Source organism: Arthrobacter sp. MP_M4, from assembly GCF_035984855.1.
Lineage (GTDB): Bacteria > Actinomycetota > Actinomycetes > Actinomycetales > Micrococcaceae > Arthrobacter.
Genome location: NZ_JAXCHX010000009.1, coordinates 94420 through 116442 on the forward strand (window position 1 = coordinate 94420; position 22023 = coordinate 116442).

The 22023-nt window shown below is 66.4% G+C and carries 18 protein-coding genes and 2 pseudogenes; 8 read left to right on the top strand and 12 right to left on the bottom strand.

Going from position 1 to position 22023, the window contains the following annotated elements; genetic code table 11:
• Nucleotide 1: 1 nt before the first annotated feature.
• The 4 genes from RCH15_RS09300 to RCH15_RS09315 form a co-directional block, all read right to left on the bottom strand.
• Complete coding sequence (locus RCH15_RS09300) at nucleotides 2-1093, bottom strand: ABC transporter permease (RefSeq protein WP_326960281.1); 1092 nt, start codon at nucleotides 1091-1093, stop codon at nucleotides 2-4.
• Between the two features lie 128 nt (nucleotides 1094-1221).
• Nucleotides 1222-2856 (bottom strand): ABC transporter substrate-binding protein, encoded by a 1635-nt coding sequence (locus tag RCH15_RS09305; RefSeq protein WP_326960283.1) that lies wholly within the window; start codon nucleotides 2854-2856, stop codon nucleotides 1222-1224.
• A gap of 336 nt (nucleotides 2857-3192) precedes the next feature.
• Entirely contained in the window at nucleotides 3193-4305 is a 1113-nt protein-coding gene (gene mnmA / locus RCH15_RS09310) for a tRNA 2-thiouridine(34) synthase MnmA (RefSeq protein ID WP_326960285.1), read from the bottom strand.
• A 128-nt stretch (nucleotides 4306-4433) separates the two neighbouring features.
• A complete protein-coding gene (locus RCH15_RS09315) occupies nucleotides 4434-5663 on the bottom strand; it encodes a cysteine desulfurase family protein (protein WP_326960287.1) in 1230 nt (409 codons plus the stop codon).
• Between the two features lie 50 nt (nucleotides 5664-5713).
• On the opposite strand from RCH15_RS09315, the gene RCH15_RS09320 reads away from it, so the two are divergent.
• Nucleotides 5714-6595 (top strand): DMT family transporter, encoded by an 882-nt coding sequence (locus RCH15_RS09320; protein ID WP_326960289.1) that lies wholly within the window; start codon nucleotides 5714-5716, stop codon nucleotides 6593-6595.
• A 22-nt stretch (nucleotides 6596-6617) separates the two neighbouring features.
• Here RCH15_RS09320 and RCH15_RS09325 read toward each other — a convergent pair whose 3' ends face one another.
• Entirely contained in the window at nucleotides 6618-7520 is a 903-nt protein-coding gene (locus tag RCH15_RS09325) for a diacylglycerol/lipid kinase family protein (protein WP_326960291.1), read from the bottom strand.
• Nucleotides 7521-7645: 125 nt separating this feature from the next.
• Between RCH15_RS09325 and RCH15_RS09330 the strand changes: the two genes are divergently transcribed.
• The 4 genes from RCH15_RS09330 (at nucleotide 7646) to RCH15_RS09345 (ending at nucleotide 10825) form a co-directional block, all read left to right on the top strand.
• Nucleotides 7646-8602 carry a J domain-containing protein gene (locus tag RCH15_RS09330; RefSeq protein WP_326960293.1) on the top strand — a complete coding sequence of 319 codons (957 nt, stop codon included), beginning with the start codon at nucleotides 7646-7648 and terminating at the stop codon, nucleotides 8600-8602.
• Between the two features lie 22 nt (nucleotides 8603-8624).
• Nucleotides 8625-9092 carry a tRNA (cytidine(34)-2'-O)-methyltransferase gene (locus RCH15_RS09335; protein ID WP_326960295.1) on the top strand — a complete coding sequence of 156 codons (468 nt, stop codon included), beginning with the start codon at nucleotides 8625-8627 and terminating at the stop codon, nucleotides 9090-9092.
• A gap of 235 nt (nucleotides 9093-9327) precedes the next feature.
• Nucleotides 9328-9933, top strand: coding sequence for an ECF RNA polymerase sigma factor SigK (gene sigK, locus RCH15_RS09340; protein WP_326960297.1), 606 nt, complete (start codon nucleotides 9328-9330; stop codon nucleotides 9931-9933).
• Nucleotide 9934: 1 nt separating this feature from the next.
• Complete coding sequence (locus RCH15_RS09345; RefSeq protein WP_326960300.1) at nucleotides 9935-10825, top strand: anti-sigma factor; 891 nt, start codon at nucleotides 9935-9937, stop codon at nucleotides 10823-10825.
• Nucleotides 10826-10936: 111 nt separating this feature from the next.
• Here RCH15_RS09345 and RCH15_RS09350 read toward each other — a convergent pair.
• The 6 genes and pseudogenes from RCH15_RS09350 to RCH15_RS09375 all read right to left on the bottom strand — a co-directional run.
• Nucleotides 10937-11823 (bottom strand): annotated as a pseudogene (locus RCH15_RS09350) (GntT/GntP/DsdX family permease); the annotation flags it as partial.
• Between the two features lie 80 nt (nucleotides 11824-11903).
• Nucleotides 11904-12437: a gluconokinase gene (locus tag RCH15_RS09355; RefSeq protein WP_326960302.1), complete on the bottom strand. Its 534-nt coding sequence runs from the start codon at nucleotides 12435-12437 to the stop codon at nucleotides 11904-11906.
• A gap of 74 nt (nucleotides 12438-12511) precedes the next feature.
• Nucleotides 12512-13291: a PIG-L deacetylase family protein gene (locus RCH15_RS09360; RefSeq protein ID WP_326960304.1), complete on the bottom strand. Its 780-nt coding sequence runs from the start codon at nucleotides 13289-13291 to the stop codon at nucleotides 12512-12514.
• A 4-nt stretch (nucleotides 13292-13295) separates the two neighbouring features.
• A complete protein-coding gene (locus RCH15_RS09365) occupies nucleotides 13296-14249 on the bottom strand; it encodes an electron transfer flavoprotein subunit alpha/FixB family protein (RefSeq protein WP_326960306.1) in 954 nt (317 codons plus the stop codon).
• Between the two features lie 14 nt (nucleotides 14250-14263).
• A complete protein-coding gene (locus RCH15_RS09370; protein WP_326960333.1) occupies nucleotides 14264-15064 on the bottom strand; it encodes an electron transfer flavoprotein subunit beta/FixA family protein in 801 nt (266 codons plus the stop codon).
• Between the two features lie 254 nt (nucleotides 15065-15318).
• Nucleotides 15319-16857, bottom strand: a complete 1539-nt coding sequence (locus RCH15_RS09375; RefSeq protein ID WP_326960308.1) for a trypsin-like peptidase domain-containing protein — start codon at nucleotides 16855-16857, stop codon at nucleotides 15319-15321.
• A gap of 295 nt (nucleotides 16858-17152) precedes the next feature.
• On the opposite strand from RCH15_RS09375, the gene RCH15_RS09380 reads away from it, so the two are divergent.
• The 3 genes from RCH15_RS09380 (at nucleotide 17153) to RCH15_RS09390 (ending at nucleotide 21711) form a co-directional block, all read left to right on the top strand.
• Nucleotides 17153-19186 (top strand): TPM domain-containing protein, encoded by a 2034-nt coding sequence (locus tag RCH15_RS09380; RefSeq protein WP_326960310.1) that lies wholly within the window; start codon nucleotides 17153-17155, stop codon nucleotides 19184-19186.
• 150 nt (nucleotides 19187-19336) lie between these two features.
• Complete coding sequence (locus RCH15_RS09385) at nucleotides 19337-20122, top strand: PspA/IM30 family protein (RefSeq protein WP_326960313.1); 786 nt, start codon at nucleotides 19337-19339, stop codon at nucleotides 20120-20122.
• A gap of 149 nt (nucleotides 20123-20271) precedes the next feature.
• Nucleotides 20272-21711 (top strand): cryptochrome/photolyase family protein, encoded by a 1440-nt coding sequence (locus RCH15_RS09390; RefSeq protein WP_326960315.1) that lies wholly within the window; start codon nucleotides 20272-20274, stop codon nucleotides 21709-21711.
• A gap of 61 nt (nucleotides 21712-21772) precedes the next feature.
• Here the strand turns inward: RCH15_RS09390 and RCH15_RS09395 are convergent.
• Nucleotides 21773-21937 (bottom strand): annotated as a pseudogene (locus RCH15_RS09395) (IS30 family transposase); the annotation flags it as partial.
• Between the last annotated feature and the right edge of the window lie 86 nt (nucleotides 21938-22023).

Below are 22023 nucleotides of genomic sequence, written 5' to 3' on the forward strand. Positions count from 1 at the left end.
ATCAGTACCTCACGCGGGGGTCGATCAGCGCGGCGACGATGTCCACGAAGAAGTTGGTCACAGCCACAATGACGGCAAGGAGGACCACGATGCCCTGGACTGCCACGAAGTCGCGGGCCGTCAGGTAGGTTGCGAGCTGGAACCCCAGCCCTTTCCATTCGAACGTGGTCTCGGTCAGGACCGCCCCGCCAAGCAGCACGGCGATTTGCAGTCCCATCACGGTGATGATGGGGATCAGGGCAGGCTTGTAGGCGTGCTTGGTGACCAGCCGGTATTCGCTGACACCGCGGGAGCGGCCGGCCTCGACGTAGTCTTTGCCGAGCGTGCCGATCACGTTGGTCCTGACCAGGCGAAGGAAGATGCCTGCCGTCAGGAGCCCCAGGGCCAGGGCCGGCAGGACGGCGTGCGCCATAACGTCCGCCAGCGCGGCAGTATTGCCGCTGCGGATGGCGTCCAGCCAGTAGATGCCGGTCGGCGACCCGAGCGAGGTCAGGGCGAGCTCCGAGGCCGGCGTCGCGCGGCCAGCGACCGGCAGCCAGCCCAGCCAGACCGAAAACGTCAGTTTGAAGAGAAGCCCGGAGAAGAACACCGGTGTGGCGTAGCAGAGAATCGCGAAGACACGAAGCCCGGCGTCGGGACCCTTGTCGCGCCGGTGCGCGGCGAGCAGTCCCAGGGGGATGCCCACGACCAGCGCCACGAGGAGGGCGTTGATGGTCAGTTCCAGGGTTGCGGCGCCGTAGGTGGCAAGCATTTCCGAGACCGGCCGGTTGTCCGAGAGTGTGGTGCCAAAGTTGCCGGTGATGAGCTGGGCCAGGTACTCGAAGTACTGCACAAAGATGGGCCGGTCGTAGCCGGCGGCAGTGATGCGTTCCTGGAGCTGCTCCGGTGGAAGCCGGCCGCCCAGGGCTGCGGTGATGGGGTCGCCGGTGGTGCGCATCAGGAAGAACACCATGGTGACCAGGATGAGGATCGTCGGGAAGATCAGGAAGAACCTGATGAGGATGTAGCGGCCCAGTCCCCCACCGGACTTCTTTTTCTTTATCGGCAGAAGGCCTTCGCCGTCAGTCGGCGGCGCCTCGATAAGTGTTGTCATTGGTACCTAAATGTGTGTTCCGAGGCCCTTGCGGGCTCCGGAATCGGTTGTCCTGTCTCAGCATCAAGGCGGGACGCCGTGTGGGCGCCCCGCCTCGTTGGCTGGTCAGAACCGGATGGGGGTGGGACCTACTTGGAAATGACACCAAGGCGGGTCTTGAAGGAAGCATCGAGGGTCTTTTCGACACCCTTGACGTCCTTGCCGGCGACCATGAGCTGGGCGCCCTGCAACAGCGGCAGCGTTGACAGGTCCTTGGCGACGGCTGTCTGGGCCTCGCCGAGGACCTTTTCGCGCTCACCCTTGTCAACGGTGGTCAGCTGCTTGCTGATCAGGTCCGTGACGGCGGGGTTTTCGTAGTGGTTCTTCAGGAAGTTGCCGGGGACGAAGAACGGCGTGAGGTAGTTGTCGGCGTCGGAGTAATCCGGGAACCAGCCGAGCTGGTACACGGGGTACGCGTCAGCCGTGCGGTCCTTGGAGTAGGTGACCCATTCGGTGGACTGCAGCTCAACCTTGAACAGGCCCGACTTTTCGAGCTGCTCCTTGATCATGGCGTATTCGTCACCCGAGGACTTGCCGTAGTGGTCCGGGTTGTACTGGAGCTTGATGGTGACCGGAGCGCTCACGCCAGCGTCGGCAAACGCCTTCTTGGCCTTGTCGACGCTGGGCTTGCCGCTGCCGTCGCCGTACATTTCCTTGAGCGGCTGGATGGCCCCGACGAAGCCGTCCGGAACAACAGAGTAGGCCGGCAGGTAGGTCCCCTTGTAGACCTGACTGGCGATCGCGTCGCGGTCGACGACGTCGGCCATGGCCTGCCGCACGGCGAGGGCCTTGGCGGGATCGGCGTCGGCGGCCTTGGCACCGAACGGCATGGTGTCGAAGTTGAACACGATGTAGCGCAGTTCACCACCCGGTCCCTTGTAGACCTTGACCTTGGAGTCCTTTTCGAGGTCGGCGGCGTCGGTGGCCGTCAGGCTGCGGCCGGCGACGTCGATGTTGCCCTGCTGGACATCCAGCTTGAGGTTGTTCGAATCGGCGTAGTACTTGATCGTGGCGCCGCCGTTGGCCGGCTTGCCGAGCAGGCCCTGGTAGTCCGGGTTGACCTTGAGGCCCACGAGTTCGTTTTTCTTGTAGCTTTCGATCGTGTAGGGACCGGCGAAGGGCTTGCCCTTGACGATCTCATCGTCCGTCAACAACTTGTCCGCCGGAAAGACTTCTTCGTCAATGATCGGACCGGCATTGGCTGCAAGGACGCCCGGGAAGACCTGGTCGTTGCCGGCCTTGAGCGTGAACACCACGGTGGAGTCGTCCTTGACCGTAACCGAATCGAGGTTGCCCAGCAGCGAGGCGGGACCGTTGTCGTCGGCGATCTTGACGACGCGGTCGATGGAGAACTTCACATCGGAGGACGTCAGGGCGTGGCCGTTGGCGAACTTCAGGCCGGGCTTGAGCTTGACCGTGTACTCGGTGGGGCTCGTGAAGGAGGCCGACTCGGCGATGTCCGGGGTGGAGTCGGCGGTGCCGGGCTTCGAGTTGAGCAGGAACGGGTAGATCTGGTTCATCACCATGAAGGAGCCGGCGTCGTAAGAGCCGGCCGGGTCGAGGGTGACGACCTTGTCGGTGGTGCCATACGTCACGGTGCCTCCGCCGGCCGCGCTGCCAGTCGACGAACCGCCGCCGGAAGGGCCGGTGCAGGCGGTTAGTGCGAAGGCGGATACCCCGGCGAGCGCGATAGCGCTCTGCAGGGCCTTTTTGTTCATTGCCATCTGTGAACTTTCTGTTCGATGAGTACTGGGGCGCTGCCCGGAACTGATGTTGGTCATGACGCGGGGCAGAGCACTGTCCTGATGCCTTGATTCAACCAGACCACCATCAGGTAAATCGTTACATCTTGTGAGATGAGACACAAAATTTATCCGATTGGGCCAAGCCTGTCATTTTCTTCGCTGCGCCAGGGCGGGGCCGGCCGGTTCCGGCCGCCAAAAAAAGCCGCACACCTGAGGTGTGCGGCTTGTCGGCCCGGACGTCCGCCGTCCCGTCCGCCGGAGGGCGGTCCGCGGGAGGGCCGTCCGCCGGAAGGCGGTCCGCTGGAGGGCCGTCGGCTAGAGGGCCGCCCGCTGCAGCGACCGGGCGGCGTCGATGGTGGCCTGTCCCAGGACCCGGCTGCCCTGGTAAAGCACCACAGTTTGCCCGGGGGCCACGCCGCGCAGCGGTTCCGCCAGGGTGACCACGAGGTCGCCGTGGTCCATGTGCGCCGTTGCGGGCACAGGGTCACCATGGGCGCGGACCTGGGCGTAGCAGTCGAAATTCCCGCCGGTGGCAATCTCCGCGATGGGCAGCCCGGCCCAGGACACCTTGATGCCCCGGATCTCGTCGATGGCCAGCAGCGCCTCGGGCCCGACGACCACTTTGTTCTCCTTGGGCCGGATCTCCAGCACAAAGCGCGGCTTGCCGTCGGCGGCCGGGGTTCCCAGCTTCAGGCCGCGGCGCTGTCCGACGGTGAAGGCGTTGGCGCCCGGGTGCTCGCCGACCTTGGCGCCGGATTCATCCACGATGTCGCCGGTCGTCATGTCGATTTTCTCGGCCAGCCAGCCGGCGGTGTCGCCGTCGGGGATGAAGCAGATGTCGTGGCTGTCGGGCTTGTTGGCCACGGACAAGCCGCGGCGCTCGGCCTCGGCGCGGACCTCGGCCTTGGAGGGCGTGTCCGCGAGCGGGAACATGGAGTGCCTGAGTTGCTCGTGCGTGAGGACACCGAGCACGTAGCTCTGGTCCTTGGCCCAGTCCGCGGCCCGGTGCAACTCCGGGTTGCCCTGGGCGTCGGTGATCACCTTGGCATAGTGGCCGGTGCACACGGCGTCGAACCCCAGGGCAATCGCCTTCTCCAACAGCGCGGCGAACTTAATCCGCTCATTGCAGCGCATGCAGGGGTTGGGGGTACGGCCTGCAGCGTACTCGTCGATAAAGTCCTGGACGACGTCTTCCTTGAAACGCTCGGAGAAGTCCCACACGTAGTAAGGGATACCAAGCACGTCGCAGGCCCGCCAGGCATCGCGGGAATCCTCGATGGTGCAGCAGCCGCGGCTGCCGGTGCGCAGGGTGCCCGGCATCCGCGAAAGGGCAAGGTGGACGCCGACTACGTCGTGCCCGGCCTCGACGGCGCGGGCTGCGGCAACGGCGGAATCGACGCCACCGCTCATGGCTGCAAGAACTCGCATACTGGCTTTCTCTGGGGACTGGTGAATGCCGGCGTCGATAGCACAACGCCCTGCTGGTCCATCCTATCGCCACGCCGTTTTCAGCCCAAAAAACGCCCGGGGCGCATCACTACGGCGCGGGCCGCCCGTTAGCCCGGACCCGCGGACCGGCGGGCCACGGTGCCGGCGGTCTGAATGCTGGATTCGTGCCCCGCCATGCCGGCCTGGCGCGCGCGGGAGTAGGCGCCGGGCAGGGCAGCGAGCAACGCGTCGACGTCGGCCCCGGTGGAGGAATGGCCCAGGCTGAAGCGCTGGGCCCCCCGGGCCGTGTCCTCATCCAGCCCCATGGCCAGCAATACGTGGGAAGGCCGGGGCACGCCCGCGGTGCAGGCGGATCCGGTGGAAGACTCGACGCCGGCCAGATCCAGCAGAAACAGCAGCGAATCACCTTCGCAGCCGGGAAAAGTGAAATGCACATTGCCCGGGAGCCGCCCGCTACCAGGAGCCCCGCGCAGGACGGCGTCGGGCACGGCCGTCCGGACGCCGTCGATCAGCCGGTCCCGGAGCGCCGCGATGCGGCCCGCTTCGACCCGGAGCGAGGCAGTGACGGCTTCGGCCGCCGCGGCGAAGGCCGCAATCGACGCGGTGTCGAGCGTTCCGGAGCGGACGTCGCGCTCCTGCCCTCCGCCGTGCTGGACCGGAGTCAGCTTCACGGCACGTCCCAGCAGGAGCGCCCCGACGCCGACGGGGCCGCCGATCTTGTGCCCGGACACCGACATGGCATCGAGGCCACTGGCACGGAAGTCCACCGGCACGGAGCCGAACGCCTGGACGGCGTCGGAATGGACCGGAACCCCGGCCCCGTGGGCCAGCCGCACGATCTCGGCCATGGGCTGGATGCTGCCGACCTCGTTGTTGGCCCACATCACCGTGACAAGGGCGATCGACCCCGGGTCCCGCGCAAGTTCCTCCGCCAGCACGGAAAGCTCAACGACGCCGTCCGCGTCCACGGGCAGCCAGGTCACCTCCGCCCGTTCATGGCGCTCGAGCCACTCCACGGTGTCCAGCACGGCGTGGTGCTCGACGGCGGTGCACAGGATGCGGGTACGGGCCGGGTTTTCAGCGCGCCGGGCCCAGTAGAGGCCCTTGACGGCGAGGTTGTCGGCCTCCGTTCCACCCGAGGTGAAGATCACTTCCGAGGGGTGCGCGCCGGCCGCAGCCGCCAGCACCTCGCGGGCGTCCTCCACGGCACGCCGGGCGCGGCGGCCCGATCCGTGAAGCGAGGACGGGTTGCCGGTCCGGGCCAGTTCGCGGGTCAGCGCGGCCAGGGCCTCCGGCGCAAGGGTGGTGGTGGCGGCATGATCAAGGTAGACGGACACAAGGCAATTCTACCTGCGGGCCCCAGCCGGCACTGGTGTACATTCGAGCAGTGAAAGCGTCCTTTTACCTTGTTCTTGCCGCCCTCTTCTGGTCCGGGAATTTCATCGTCGGCAAGGCTGCGGTGGCATCGATGACGCCACTGGACCTGACATTCTGGCGATGGACGCTCGCCGCCGTCCCGCTGCTGCTCCTGGCCCACGTCGTGGAGAAACCGGACTGGCGCGCGGTCCTGCGCCGTTGGCCGGTGCTCCTGCTGCTGAGCGCACTGGGCATGAGCGGATACACCCTGCTGCTGTACGGAGCACTCGGCCAGACCTCGGCCGTGAACGCCGCCCTGATCACGTCAGCCAATCCGGCGCTGATTGTGGTGCTGGCGATCGTCCTCCTCGGCGAGCGGACGACACGCCTGGGCTGGTCCGGCATCTGCCTCGGCCTGCTCGGCGTTCTGCTGGTACTTACGCGGGGAGAACTGCAGCGGGTGTTCAGTCTTTCTCTCAATGGTGGTGAAGTGCTCATGATCGGCGCAGTCGCCGTCTGGGCCTTCTACACAATCATCGCCCGCAGGCTGGATGTCCCTGCCATCTCAGCGACTGCCGTCCAAGTGGCGATAGCGGCCGTAACGCTGGCCCCGTTCGCCCTCGCCACACAGGTGCGGCTTCCGCAGACGCAGGCGGAGGCCTGGTCACTGGCCTACATCGTGGTCTTCCCGTCCCTGGGCGCCTACTTGTTGTGGAATATTGCCTTGAAGACCACCCCGCCGGGTATCGCGGGGAACTATCTGAACCTGATCGTGGTCTTCACGGCAGTCATCACCGTGGCGCTGGGAACGCCGCTCACCCTGGTCCAGGTGGCGGGCGGCATCATGGTAGTCGTTGGCGTCCTGCTGACCGGCCTCAAGCCGAAGGATCACGCACGGCTGCGCGTTGCCTGATCCGGGAGTTGGCCTCTGCGGGCTAGGCCAGGACGCGAACGGCATCGGGAACCACCTCGATGGTCAGCGGCAACGGGCCGAGCCGCTCGCCATCGGCGTATGCCACCACATTCGCCGCCGACAGCACCACCTTTCGCACCCGCCGGATATGGACCGCCGGATGCCCCAGATGGCCGCCGGAGAAGACCCTTGGAAAGACCTGCAGCAAGCCGATGCGGGACAGCGGGCCGACAATGAAAAGGTCCAGGCAGCCGTCGTCGAGCAGGGCGTTGGGGGTGATCCTCATGCCGCCGCCGATCGATTGACCGTTGGCGACCGAGATCAGCATTGCGCCTTGCTGCCAGCGCTCGCCGTCCGCCGTCACCGTGTAGTTGATCGGCCGGAACGAGACGAGCTCCCGGAGCAGGGCCAAGTGGTAGCGTGCCTTTCCCCGGGGCCACCGCCAGGCGTTGGCCCGTTCGTTGACCGCCGCGTCGAACCCGGCGGAGACCACTCCGGCGAACCAGCAGGACCGGCCTTCGGACGTGGCCCGTCCTGCGTCGATCAGCCGGCCGCCGGAAGCCAGCGCCGCGAGCACCCTCGCGCAGGCCGCGGGTACGTCGTGGGAGGGCAGGCCGAGCGCTCCCGCCATGTCATTTCCCGTGCCGGTCGGAACGATCCCCAGCGGAACTGCGCCGAAGGGCGCGCCCCTTCCCGCAAGCGCGTTGACGCCAAGATGGACCATGCCGTCGCCACCCACGACGACGAGCGCGTCCACCCCCGAGGCGAGCGCCTGGTCCACGGACAGCACGAGCGCGGCATAACTGTCCGCACACAGGACCAGCACTTCCGCCCCGGCATCCCGGAAGCACTTGGCCGACTCGCTGCCGGCGTGCAGCCCGCGGCCAAAAGAAGCCCGTGGATTGACGGCGACAACGATGACCATGCGCGAAATTATGCCAGCCGCAGGGAACCTTCCGTCCCCTTGCGCTCGTTCTTGTCCTTGCCGGTTAAACTGGCCAGACCGGACGTCCAGGATGGGCTGGCACCATCGACGCAAAGGATTTTTGCTTGACGCAGGGCAACAGCTCGCATTACCAGGTGCTCCGCATCCCCGTGACGGCGACGGACAGGGAAATCAAAGTGGCCTACCGCCGGGCCGCACGCACGGCCCACCCTGATCACGGCGGTGACCCCGCCGCGTTCCGGCGCGTCACGCTCGCGTACGAAACGCTGATCGATGCCAAAAGCCGGGCTGAGTACGACCGGTCCTACGGCGGCGGACGCGGCACCTTCGCAGGTCCGTCCCCCGATGAGGGGGCGCACTTTGATGCTCCCGCCGCCGGGAGCCGCGCCTCAGCGAACGTCCGGCGGCCCAATACCCCCCGCAACACGGCGGCGGACGCTGCCGTGTTCGTGCCGCCCTTCGAGCAATACGCGGGAGTCAACGAGGTGCCGCTGATCCCGGAAAGCCTCGCCCGGCAGCAGGTTCACGGGCTGCCACGCAAGCGGGGAATTTTTGGAGCGGAGGCCAGGATCCAGCGGGAGATGCGGACGGTGCAGCTCATCAGCCGGCAGATCCTTCCTGCGATCCCGGCCGCGCGCCTGGTCAACGGATTGCAATCCCCCGCGGACAACAGCCACATCGACCACGTCGTCCTCTCTGGCTACCGCATGGCCATTCTCGGTTCGATGCTGCTGCCGCCCGGTGCCTATGCCTGGAACGGCGCCGCCCTCACCCACGGCGGCCGGTCCATCGCCCCGCCCCAGCTGTCCCATGTGGTGCGCCGGATGCAGGATATCTTTCCGGAACTCAATGTGACCGGCTGGACCGTCGTCCACAGCACTGACGGCAACCTGCACGAGCCGGTCATCGACCGGCACCGGCGCTCCGAAGCGCATGAGACCGTGCAGGTGGTCAACGCCGCCGGGCTGGCACGGGGACTCAAACAGTTCCTGAGTTCAGGTCCGGCCCCCAACACCGTCATTGTTCCGGTGCTGGCCCGTCTGCTGCGCGGAATGCACTAGCGGGCTCGCTAAGATGGGTTGGGTGTTCCGTATCCTCTTCCATGCCCCCGAAATCCCCGGCAATACGGGCAACGCCATCCGCCTGGCTGCTATCACCGGAGCCGAACTGCACCTGGTCGAGCCCTTGGGCTTCGATTTCTCCGACGCGAAGCTGCGCCGTGCCGGCCTCGACTACCACGACCTCGCCGTCGTGACCGTCCACCCGGACATGGACGCGGCCTGGGCTGCTCTCGCACCGGAACGCGTCTTCGCGTTCACGTCCGACGGCGAAACGTCTTACACCGATATCAGCTACCGTCCCGGGGACGTGCTGATGTTCGGCTGCGAGTCCGTCGGCCTCCCTGAAGAACTCAAGCACGACCGGCATGTTACGTCCCGCGTCCGGCTGCCGATGCTTCCCGCGCTGCGCTCCTTGAACCTCGCGAACGCAGCCTCAATCGCGGTCTATGAAGCCTGGCGTCAGAACGGATTCGCCGGAGCCAGGCGGTAACCGCCGCAACCGCCCCAACTTTTGCGGCGCCCGGCCCATCCGGCTGCCCGGCGGTCCCGAATTACTTCTGAAGCGCCTTCCAATCAGCGGGTGCACGGGAACGCGAAAGGAGCCGCAGGTGAGGACATCCTTGCAAGTGGACCGGGCCCACCACCGGCGTGCCGGAGCCGTTCGCGCCCCGTCAAGTGCCTGTCTTGACCCACGGCGGGCGGCGGGCACCCTATGCTTGAAGGTGATGGAAACTCCCAACGCCCCGAACCCCGAGGCTGCCGCTCCCCCGGGCACGCCGGCCGACGTGAACCGCCGGCTTGCCGCGCTGCTGGAGCAGGTTGCCCGCGGTGACCAGGCAGCCTTCGCCGAGTTCTACGAACTCACGTCCCGGCGCGTCTTCGGCATGGCCCGGCGGGTGCTGATCGACGTCGAACTGAGCGAGGACACCACCCAGGAGGTCTTCCTCCAGGTCTGGCAGAATGCCGCCAAATTCAACGCCGAGGCCGGCAGCCCGCTGGCGTGGCTCATGACCATCGCGCACCGCAGGGCCGTGGATAAAGTCAGAAGCTCCCAGTCGTCGACCGACAGGGAAGCAAAGTACGGCGCCAGCAGCCAGGACATCGATCACGACTCCGTCTCCGACGAGGTGGGCAGCCGGCTCGAGGCCGAGGCCGTGGTCCGGTGCCTGCAGACGCTGACCGATACACAGCAGGAATCCGTGCGGCTCGCCTATTACGGCGGCCTTACCTACCGGGAAGTCGCGGAGAGGCTCAATGCTGCGGTTCCGACTATCAAATCCCGAATTCGTGACGGACTGATCCGTCTCAAGACCTGTCTGGGGGTGAGTTGAGATGACCGACACTAATGCGCAAAACAACGGCCGCGTGCCCGGCGGCTTTGCGGCCGACATTGCCACCGACCTTGCGTCGGGGCGGGCTGCCGACCTCTCGGAAGTGTATGCCTTGAATGCCGTGGACGACGCCGAGCGCGCGGCCATCGAGGCTCACATCTCCGTTGCCCCGCCAGCGGAACGGGCCGCGTTCGATGAGCGCGTCCGGCAGACCCGGGAAACGCTGGCCGCCAGCTTCACGGTGGAGGAAGAACCGCCGGCCGGCCTGCTGGACCGCATTCTGGCAGCCCTACCCGCCCAGGACGTGGCTGCAGCGCCGGACGGGCAACCGGGGTACGGCACGCCGGCCGCTCCGCCGGTGGTGGCCCGGCCTGTCAGGGACCCATCCGGGCTTTCCGCCACCGACGAACTCGGGGCGGCCCGGAGACGCCGCGAGGAGCGGCGCCGTCCACAGGGAATGCGCAACTGGCTGGTGGGTGTCGCTGCTGCTGCTGCCATCGCGGTCGGCGGAGTCGGTGTCGGCGCCTACGTGGCGAACCAGAATGATCCGTTGAACCAGGTACTGCAGGCCAACGATGTCCGCCGGGCCACGGTCGACGTCGTCGGCGGCGGTACGGCCACTGTGTCCGTGTCAAGCTCGAAGGATGCGATTGTCGTAAAGATGAACGATGTCCCGGCGCCGCCGGCCGGCAAGGTCTACCAGATGTGGCTGATCCCCAAGGATGGCTCGGCGCCCGTTTCCCAAGGCCTGATGGACGCGGAGGCGCTGTCCAAGCCGGCTGTCGTCAAGGGCATCAGCACCGCAGCGGCGCTCGGCATCACGGTGGAACCGGTTGGTGGCTCCCAATCGCCGACGATGCCGACAGTGGCGGCTGCACCGCTGAACGCTTAGTTCCTGTAGACCTTCGGCTGAAGCCGCGCAGGCCTTGTCCTCCTCTGGAGTTCAAGGCCTGCGCGGCTTGCGGCGTTAAGGCCCGGACCGGGCGTCGGCCGGATCCGGCTAGATTCCTGCGGCCGTCACGGTGGCCACGGTGGCGGAGCCGGTGGCAAGGGCGCAGTGCGACCGCCACGATGAAGCCCAGCAGGAGCACGGACATGTTGGTGCCCTCAGCCCACTTCTTGACCGAGTCGACCACGCCGGCGCCGATCAGGGTCTGTTTGAAGCCTCCGCCTGTGTGTCAATGCCGCCGTTGACAGCAGGCGCCCCCACAGGCACCCACGTGGCAGCTAACCGGGAGAACAACGGCCCGCAGATGACAACCGTAGGGACGGCGACCAGAAGGCCCAGAGCCAATGTGGTACCGAGCTCGGCCTTGACGGCCTTGACGGCGCTGATCGCGATCAAGGGTCCCGGGTGCGGGGGCACGAGTCCGTGCAGGACGGAAAGGCCGGCCAGGGCGGGAATGGCGATCCGCATCAGCGGCATTATTGAGCGCTGCGTGACCATGACAATGACTGGCAGCAACAGGACGAGCCCGATTTCGAAGAACATCGGGAGGCCGATGATGACTGCGACGAGCGTAATCGCCCAGACTGTCCGTCGAGCGGCCCGTTTGCCTGTGGCCACCCCTATGGCCTCGTTCCCTGTGGCCTTGGCCAAGAGAGTGTCCACCACCCGGTTCGCGCCGCCGGAGTCCGCCAGCAGCTTGCCAAGCATGGCCCCGAGCGCAATCAGCAGCCCGACTTCCTTCAGGACTCCGCCACCCCCTCTTCGAAGTTTTTGATGACCAGGGCCGGGTCCATGCCGGCGGCAAGGCCCACGAACGCTGACCCGAGAATGAGCGCGAGGAAGGGGTGGAGCTTGAACTTGGTGATCAGCACCACGATGAGTGCGATGCCCACGGCAGTGACCGCGAGAAGACGTGTGTCGAGGCCGGACCAGGCTTCGATGGCAGCCGGAAACTACAGGAGGGAGAGGGAGTTCACAGGGTGTTCCCAGCTGGAATGTCGGTGCTGGACGTGGCCACGGACTACGGCGTCGCGGCGTCGCTGGCGGCGAGGTGCAGCCGGTCGATGATCTCCTGCGCTTCGTCCGCGGGCGCCAGGCTGACGCTGAGGTTGATGAAGTTTTCCTCCCCGGTCGGTGCTTCGAGCGCCTCGAACTGGGACTCCAGCAGGGCCGGGGGCATGAAGTGCCCGTGCCGGGCCGCAAGCCGGTCCGAGATCCGTTCCTTGCTGCCATCGAGGAACACGAACACCACGCCCTCCCCGCGCAGGACGTCCCGGTAGCGCTTCTTGAGCGCCGAGCAGGTGACGACGCCGGGGCTTCCGGATGCGGTGTGCTGCCGGATCCAGCCGGCGATACTCTCCAACCACGGCCAGCGGTCCTCGTCGGTCAACGGCTGCCCGGCATGCATTTTTGCCACATTGGACGCGGGATGCAGGTCATCGCCTTCGGCAAAGTCCCAGCCCAGACGGCTGGCCAGCAGACCGGCGACCGTTGACTTTCCCGATCCCGAGACGCCCATGATGACCAGTACGGGGTGCTGCGCAGTCTTCGCCATTAAAGCCTGCCTTCCTCACTTAAATATGATTTAAACAGAGGCCAGCTTATGGGAGAGGGCGGCAGGGGGCAACACTAGAACCCTGCGATGGTGCCCGGGCCGTTGACAGATACGACATGAAAGGCCTCGGCGCTCCGGTCCGACGGCAGGTTGGCCCGTTCCGCGGTCCGGAGCATCAGTCCCCGGACGGTGCGGTCCATGGCCTCAAGATCAGGATGCTGGCTGACGTGGACATGGATCGCGGCGAGCTTGGCCTCTACGTGGTCCGTGACATCCATGACGTGGTTGTCCCGCTCATCCGGCCCCGCGAAGAGCCACAACCACGGCAGCTTGTAGGCCTCCAGCCCCGCCTCGGCGAGCTCCGGGTAAGCGAAAGGATTCTCCAGCGCCGGATAGACCGCACGGGTCACGGCCTCCCCCACCGCCAAGTGGTCCGGATGGCTCTTCTGGATCCGCGTCCAGTTCCGTTCCGGGTGCATGGAAAGCACGACGTCGGGCCGCAGCGTGCGGATCAGCCGCACGACGTCGCGGATCACGCTATGTGAGGCCTCGAGGTATCCGTCGAGCTCATGCAGGTAGTGGATGTCCGTCACCCCGACGAGGGCGGCGGCGCGGCGTTGTTCCTCGATCCGGAGCCGGACAATCTCGTCCCGCTTGCCGGGGTCGAACCCTCCGGCGTCACCGTCCGTCATGATGCAGTAGCTGACCTGCACCCCTGCAGCGGTCCAGGCGGCGATTGTGCCGGCGGCGCCGAAATCGAGGTCATCAGGATGGGCAGCAAAACAAAGCACCCGTTCAATCCGGTGGTGGGCCGGATCGAACGGGCTTTGTGCCAGGGCGGCGGAGGAGTCCAAGGGTTCAGCCCCTGCGCTTCTTGATTTCTTCAGTGGCCTGCGGAAGGACCTGGAACAGGTCCCCCACGATGCCGAAGTCGGCGATCTCGAAGATGGGTGACTCCGCGTCCTTGTTCACGGCGACGATCACTTTGGCGGTCTGCATGCCGGCCTTTTGCTGGATGGCCCCGGAAATTCCCGCAGAGATATACAGCTGCGGTGAAACGGTCTTGCCGGTTTGGCCGACCTGCGCGTCGTGGCCGATCCAGCCGGCATCGGTTGCGGCACGGGAGGCGCCGATCGCCGCGCCCAGGGCATCGGCGAGGTCTTCGAGGGGGCCGAAATTGCCGTCGACGCCCCGGCCGCCAGCCACGATGATCCGCGCCTCTGCGAGGTCAGGGCGTCCGCTGGCGGGCTTCTCGTTGCGGGCCGTAATCCTGGCTGACGCCGCTGCGGCGGTTTCCGGCACCTGGACGGTGGAGGTAGCCGGGGCCGTGCCGGTGACCGCGGGTTCCGGGGTGACGCTGTTGGCCTTAACGGTCAGGACAGCGACTGGCGTCGTGGCCTTGGCAGCGGTGGTGTACGAACCTGCCAGCACGGATTTGTGCGCCGTGCCGTCCGGGTCCACTGCGACGACGTCGGTGATGACCCCGGCACCGAGTTTAATGCCGAGCCTGGCAGCGACTTCGCGGGCTTCTGCCGAGTTCTCGGTCAGGACGATGGTGGCGTCGGCCGTCTGCACGGCCGCTGCCAGGTAGGACGCCTTCGGGCCGACGAGGTAGTCATTCAGGTCCGCAGCGGAAGGCCGGTACAGGGATTGGACCCCGTAGGCGCCCAGGGCCGCTGCGACGTCGCCGTGCAGTTCACCGTTCAGCGCGACCGCCGGTTCGCCTAAAGACCGGGCAATGGTAAGCAGTTCCAGGCTGGACTTCTTGAGGACCTGGCCCGGGTTGTCAATGAATACAAGTACTTTTGCCATGGTGTGCGATCCCCTTAGAGCATCTTCTGGGCGGCCAGGAAGTCAACCAGCTTGACGCCGGCGTCCCCCTCGTCGGTGATGATGGTTCCGGCGGTGCGCGCCGGGCGCGCCTCAGCGGATTCGACGGCGGTCCAGGAGCCGGATGGCCCTACTTGCGACGGGTCAACGCCGATGTCGGCGAGGCCCAGGGTGGTGATCGTCTTCTTCTTGGCCGCCATGATGCCCTTGAAATTCGGGTACCGGGGGTCATTGATCTGGTCCGTGACGGAGACGAGTGCAGGCAGCGTCGCTTCGACGGTCTCGGCGTGGGCATCGCCGTCGCGCCGGGCGGTGAGCCGGGTGCCATCGAGTTCCAAAGACGAGGCGAAGGTGACCTGCGGCAGGTCCAACCGTTCCGCCAGCTGGGCCGGCACCAGCGAGGTCTCGCCGTCGGTGGAGGCCATGCCGGTGAGGACAAGGTCCACCGGTGTGTCCGCGCCGAGGTGGCGGACGGCTGCGGCCAGCGCCAGTGAGGTGGCGGCGGCGTCGGAGCCGGCGAGCGCCTGGTCCATGAGGTGGACGCCCTCGGTGGCGCCGATCTGCAGGGACTTCTTCACGGCGTTGACCGCACCGGCCGGGCCCATGCTCAGGGCGATGACCTTGTGGCCGGCCGCTTCCCCGCCGCGGGCCTCGATCAGCTGCAGGGCGGCCTCAAGGGCGTATTCGTCGAGTTCGGACAGGATGCTCTCGGTGCGGTCCGTTGTGTTGGCCTCGCCGGTGAGGTGCCGGTCGAACTGGGCGTCCGGGACGTGTTTGACCAGCACAATGATCTTCAATGTCTCTTCCACTGTGTTTACAGCAGCCTTCCATGCGGGTGGACAGCCAGCCGGGTGGGGTCGTGGCCGCGAAGCGCCCGGCGTGCCGGGATGCTCCTAGCTAACCATATCGGGGAGCGCACGCGCGGGCAGGTTGCCCAGCGCGGCAAGGGCCGGGCGGCACCTGGTGGCGCTGCCCGGCCCGAGGGACTCTCCCGGCTTTCTTTTGCTGCTCCTGCAGCTTTATCTACTGATCTGTTTCTGCTGCTCTGCTTTTACTGATCTGCGGCCGTGCCGAGGTTGACGTCGAGCTGTTGTTCCTTGCCTCCGCGGAGCACTGTCACCTTCACCGCAGCACCGGCGGCCTGTTCGCGGACTGCAGCCGTCAGCTGGTTCGGATCGCTGATGGTGAGGTCCTGGAACTTCGTTACGACGTCGCCGACCTTGATGCCCGCTTTGTCGGCGGCAGAGCCGGCCTCTACTGTGGCCACTTCTGCACCGACGGAGAAGCCGGAAGCCGAAGCGTTTGCCGACTTTTGCTTGACGCTGACGCCGAACTGCCCGTGCGTCGCCTTGCCGGTGTTGATGATCTCCTGCGCCACGCGCTTGGCGTGGTTGATCGGGATGCTGAACCCGACACCGATGTTTCCGCTGCTCGCGGAGTCACCGCCGGCCGAAGCAATCGCCACGTTGACGCCGATGATCTCGCCCTTGGTGTTGACCAGGGCACCACCGGAGTTGCCCGGGTTGATGGCGGCGTCGGTCTGGATCACGTTGATCGAAATGCTTCCCTGGTTGGTGGTGCTTTGACCCTGCCCGCCGTCCGGCGGAGCAAACTGGAAGCCCTGCCCGTCGCCCTGGGAGTTGTCCGCCCCGTCCTTCGGTGCGGCCGAGGAGGCCACACTGATGGTGCGGTTGAGCGTCGAGACGATACCGTCGGTCACCGTCCCGGTGAGGCCGAGGGGAGAACCGATGGCGACAGCAGTGTCGCCGACGTTCAGCTTGCCCGAGTCGCCCAGAACGGCCGGAACCAGACCCGTGGCGCCCTGAATTTTGACGACGGCAAGATCGGACAGCGGATCCGTGCCCACGATCTTCGCGTTGTAGACCTTCCCGTCACTCAACCGGACCTCAATGGCGGCGTTGGCCGCCGTGCCGTCGAGGGTCACCACGTGGGTGTTCGTGAGCACGTTGCCGTCAGTGTCCAGGATGATGCCGGAGCCGGTGCCGCCCTCACTGCCGCTCGTGGCCTTGATGGTGACGACGCTTGGGGTGGCTTTCATGGCGGCCGCGGTGATCGCGTTCACGTCGTCCCTGTTATTGACAATGACAGGGCCTGCCTGGCTGTTGCTGCTGGTTCCCACCGATGTAGGCGACCGGTCGCCCAGCAGCTCGGAGGTCCCGGCGACCACGCCGCCGCCGACGAGCCCGGCGGCCAGGATGCTGGCCACAAGGGTGGGAACGCCGAAGGCGGCTTTGCGCTTGGGAGCGTGCGCGGGATTGGACGCATAGGGGGAACCGGGCTGGTTGCCGCCGTAGCTGCCTTGGTGCTGCTGTCCGTATGCGCCCTGGCTGTGCTGGGGGTGGGCCTGCGGAGCGCCAAACTGCTGGGTCTCCGGCGGGCGGCCGTAGGACGGCTGGTGCTGCGGATACACCGGCTGCGGGGAATTCTCGGGCCGGTCCAGCCGGAGTGTCGGGTTCTCGTGCGCTGAGTCCGGCGAGGGCACAGCCTGCGGGTGCGCCGGAGCACCCTCGTTCGGTGTGGCCGGGTCCCGGTTCTCTGGTGACGTGCCCTGCGCTGGGTTCTCAGTCATAAGACTTCCTTTCATCCTCGTCTGCATTAACTATGGACGATCACACTGATACTAGAGCGCACGTTTGCTGGGAGGTTGCTGGACGTTTAGCACCACCTTGCTGGCGCCACCGCAACCGTCTCAGCGCTTTTCGCTGGTGGCATATTCCCGCCGGTAGACGGTGTATTTGGTGCACCATAGAATCAAATGGAATTGCCACAGCGACCTGCGGCTTTACATCTGCGTGGGGGCGCTGGCGCATTCTGTGACGACTGGTTCGGCCTGAACTGGTCGCAGAAGTGCTGAAGGGTTGCACATGCGGTCTACGTATAAACGTCTCCTCGCCGTTCTGGGCGTCGCCGGACTTCTGGCGCTTCCCGCCGCTCCGGCCCTCGCCGAAGATCCGGTGGCTCTCGACCCCGTCACGAAAGTTGTCGATTCCGCCGGAGTGCTGGGCGGCCAGCGCGGTGAGGTGGAACAGGCCATTAAGCAGCTCGGCTCCGACCACGCCATGACCTACCACGTCGTGTACGTCAAGAAATTCGAGAACCCCACCGACCGCGTTGCCTGGGCCAATGCTGTTGCGGAAAAAGCAAGCCTGGGCGCGAATGCCATGCTGCTGACGGTGGCCACGGACACCCGGCAGTACCAGCTGAGCAAGCCATCCAACAGCAAGATCACCAACGCCCAGCGCGACACGATCGTCTCCAGCGCCATTGATCCGAACCTCCGCAATGGGGACTATGCGAAGGCCGCCATCGACAGCGCGGCAGCCATCGGTGACGCCGCCGGCGGAGGCAAGGGTACCGTGCCGTCAGAGGGCGGCGCCGGCAACGCCGTCCTCGTTGGCGTCGGAGTCGTCGCGGCCGGCGGGGCGGGCGCTTACCTGTTCCTGCGGAACCGCAGGAAGAAGGCAGCCGCGGGGATCGGCACAGAACATGGTCCGCAGGGCGCTGAGCTGGATCCGCTCGCGGGCCTCACCGTCGAGGAACTGCGCCGCAAGAGCGGCTCATTGCTGATCGAGGCTGACGACGCCATCAAGTCCAGTGAGCAGGAGCTCGGCTTCGCGCAGGCGCAGTACGGCGATACTGCCGTCGGGAACTTCACGAAGGCCCTGCAGGACGCCAAAGGCCACATGTCGGAATCCTTCAAGCTGCAGCAACAGCTCGATGACCACATCCCGGATACCGAGGAGCAGCAACGCTCCTGGCTTGGTGAGATCATCCGCCGTTCCGAGGCGGCCCTTACCTCCCTCCGAGAGCAGAAAGCGGACTTCGATTCGCTCCGCGAGCTGGAAAAGAACGCCCCGCAGGCGCTGGCTGCGGTCCGCGCCGGAGCTGCCGAGGCGCAAGCCAGGATCGCCAGCGCCGAGCAGTCGCTCTCGGAGTTGCGCGCCAAGTACGCCGAGAGCGCCCTCGTGCAAGTAGGCGACAACATCAACCAGGCCAAGGAGCGTCTTGACTTTGTGCAAAACGCCTCGGACGCGGCCCAGGACAAGCTCAGCGCCGGCGAGGCAAGCCTGGCCGCCGTCGCCGTGCGGGCCGCGGAAGAGAGCCTGCACCAGACCAACGTGCTGATCGGTGCCATCACCAAGGTGGCCGGAAACCTGGACGAGGCGCGAAACGGACTGGAGTCCGCCGTCGTCGACACCTCTCAGGACCTGGCACAGGCCCGAGCGATTATCCAGTCCGGGGCGCACCCGGAACTCGCCGGACCGGTTGCCTCGGTGGAGGCCGCACTGGCGCGGGTCAAAGCCGAAATCCAGGCAGGAAAAATTGACCCGATCGCCACCCTGGAGCGGGTCGGGACGGCGCACCAGTCATTGGACGAGGCCCTGTCCGGGATCCGTGACCAGCAGGAGCAGGCGCGCCGCGCGCAGGCCTCCCTGCAGCAGACCATCATGTCGGCACAGGCGCAGATCAGTGCCACCTCGGACTACATCACCGCCCGCCGCGGCGGCGTGGGGACCGAGGCCAGGACCCGGCTGGCGGAATCCCAGCGGAACCTGGACTACGCATTGTCCATTTCCCGCAACGATCCTGTCACTGCCCTGCAGTACGCGCAGCAGGCCCACACCCTTGCGGCCCAGGCAGCCCAGCTGGCGCAGTCCGATGTCGATCACTTCGGCGGCTATGCCAACCAGGGCTACGGCCGCGGGGGAATGTTCGGCGGCGGCGGCGGCGGGGGCCTTGGCGGTGCCATCCTTGGCGGCATCCTGATCAATTCCATCCTCAACGGCGGTGGTGGAGGCGGCTGGGGCGGCGGCGGAGACTCCGGCGGCGGCTTCGGCGGCGGAGGGGACGGCGGCGGCGGCTGGGGCGGGGACGGCGGCGGCGGCGGCGACTTCTAACCGGGAGTCCGGCCACCTACCGGGCCCGACGGCGAGGGCCCTACAGACTAGGCGCCGTGGGATACTCTCCCGGCCGGCGGATAAAAGCGGTACATTTCACTGTTCACCGAAATTCAGTGGAAACCACTGAGCAGGACGAAAGGTAACACCATGAAGCAGTCCATTTTCGGCCGCATGGCGCAGCTGGCGAAGGCCAACATCAATTCCCTGCTGGATCAGGCAGAGGACCCGCAGAAGATGCTGGACCAGATGGTCCGGGACTATACCAACAACATCGCCGAGGCCGAGTCCGCCGTCGCGCAGACCATCGGCAATCTGCGGATGCTGCAGGATGACTACAACGAGGACATCAAGAACGCCCAGGACTGGGGCAAGAAGGCCCTGGCTGCGTCCCGCAAAGCCGATGAATACCGCTCCAAAGGCGACTCCACCGACGCTGAGAAGTTCGACAACCTGGCCAAGGTGGCGCTCCAGCGCCAGATGTCCGCGGAGAACGAGGCCAAGTCCGCTGAGCCGAGCATCGCCTCCCAGACCGAGGTCGTGGACAAGCTCAAGCATGGCCTGGACCAGATGAAGGGAAAGCTCAACGAGCTCACCAGCAAGCGCAACGAGCTGGTGGCCCGCTCCAAGACCGCTGCGGCGCAGAGCCAGGTGCACGACGCCCTGAAGAGCATCGACTTCATGGACCCGACGTCCGAGGTGGGCCGCTTCGAGGAAAAGATCCGCCGCGAGGAGGCCAAGGTCCGCGGCCAGCAGGAACTTTCAGCCTCAAGCCTTGACGCCCAGTTCAACTCACTGGAGGACCTTGGCGAACAGACCGAGATCGAGGCCCGGCTTGCCGCGCTGAAGTCCGGCGGCGCCCCCGCCGCCATTGGCGCCGGTGAGGGCCGGCCCGCCGGCTCCACGGTCGACGAAGCGGACTTCGACAAGCTGTAACCGCTCCTGCGGGTGTCCGCCGCGAGCGTGACCCGTTCCGCCCAGGCCGGGCCTGCCGACCGTCTTCCGACAGTCGGCAGGCCCGGCCTTCGTCGCGCCAAACAGCGGTGCTGCCGGGAGCCTGCCCGGCTCCCGTGTACCGTTGATCCATGTCTTCGGGAACTCCTTCTTCGACCCTTGTCTGGCTCCGCGACGACCTGAGACTGGACGATAACCCGGCCCTGACCGAGGCCGCCTCCCTGGGTCAACCGCTGACCGTGGTGTATGTCCTGGACGAGTCCTCCCCCGGCATCAGGCCCTTGGGCGGTGCCACGAAATGGTGGCTGCACCGTTCCCTGGACGCACTGTCGGCCGGGCTTGAGGCCACAGGCTCCCGTCTCGTGCTGCGCCGCGGCGCAGCCGCGGGCATCATCCCGGCCCTTGCCCGGGAAACCGGTGCATCGACGCTGCTCTGGAACCGCCGCTACGGGCACCCGGAACGCGAGGTGGACGCCGGCGTCAAGGCGTGGGCCGCCGAGGAAGGCCTCAACGCTGCCAGCTTCCAGGCGAACCTGATGTTTGAGCCGTGGACGGTCCGGACCGGCGCCGGCGGCCCGTACAAGGTCTTCACGCCCTTCTGGCGGGCCTGCCTGGAGGCTCCGGAGCCACGCCTCCCCCTGGACGCCCCGGAGCGCCTGCCTGCACCGGCCGTGGACGAGGCAGGAAACCATCCGGCCAGCGACCCGCTCGAGCGCTGGGGTCTGCTCCCGCACAGTCCGGACTGGAGCGCCGGCCTCGCCGCTACGTGGCAGCCCGGTGAAGCCGGTGCCCGGCAGCGGCTTGAGGACTTCCTCGACGGTCCCGTGGAGGAGTATGGCACCGGCCGGAATGTCCCCGGGGTCGAGGGCACCAGCCGGCTCTCCGCCCATCTACGGTTCGGCGAAATCAGCCCGTTCCGGGTCTGGCACGCGCTGCGGGAACGCTTCGGGCCCGCGGCGCCGGCCGACGTCGGAATCTTCCGCGCCGAACTGGGCTGGCGCGAGTTCTGCTGGCAACTGCTGTACGAGAACCCGCACCTGGCGACCCGGAATTACCGGCCCGAATTTGACCGCTTCGCCTGGCAGACGCCGTCCGACGCTGAACTGGCCGCCTGGCAGCAGGGCAGGACCGGATATCCGCTGGTCGACGCCGGAATGCGCCAGCTCTGGCAAACGGGCTGGATGCACAACCGGGTCCGGATGGCGGCTGCAAGTTTCTTGGTCAAGAACCTGTTGGCCGACTGGCGGCTTGGCGAGGCCTGGTTCTGGGACACCCTCGTGGACGCCGACGCCGCAAGCAACCCTGCGAACTGGCAGTGGGTGGCCGGATCCGGAGCCGACGCGTCGCCGTACTTCCGGATCTTCAACCCGGTCACCCAAAGCAAAAAGTTCGACGGCGGCGCCCGCTACCTGCGCGAATACCTGCCCGAGCTGTCCGGGCTGGACGACAAGACAATCCACGAACCGTGGAAAGCCGGCCTCTTGTCCACCGATTACCCTGAGCCGGTAGTCGGGCTGCCGGAATCCCGCGCCAGGGCACTTGAGACCTACCAGCGGCTCAAGGACGGATAAGAAAAGGAAAGGCCCGGATCGTCAGGGCGGATTCTAGGGGTCGTTGCAACGCCGCTGGTGGCTAAGTAGTTATCAGTAGATCACGCAGGCGCTCGGCCGGGGTATCCCAGCCGAGCGTTTTGCGTGGGCGGGCGTTGAGTTCCTGGGCGACGTGTTCGAGGTCTTCGGGTCCGTAGGCGGACAGATCCGTGCCTTTCGGGAAGTACTGACGCAACAGTGGACTGGTCCCTAAATGTTGGACTCCTAATTAAACGTTACGCGCCGGCGAGGTTGTGAGCGAGGTATTCGTCGGGGCTGAGGTAGCCGAGTCTC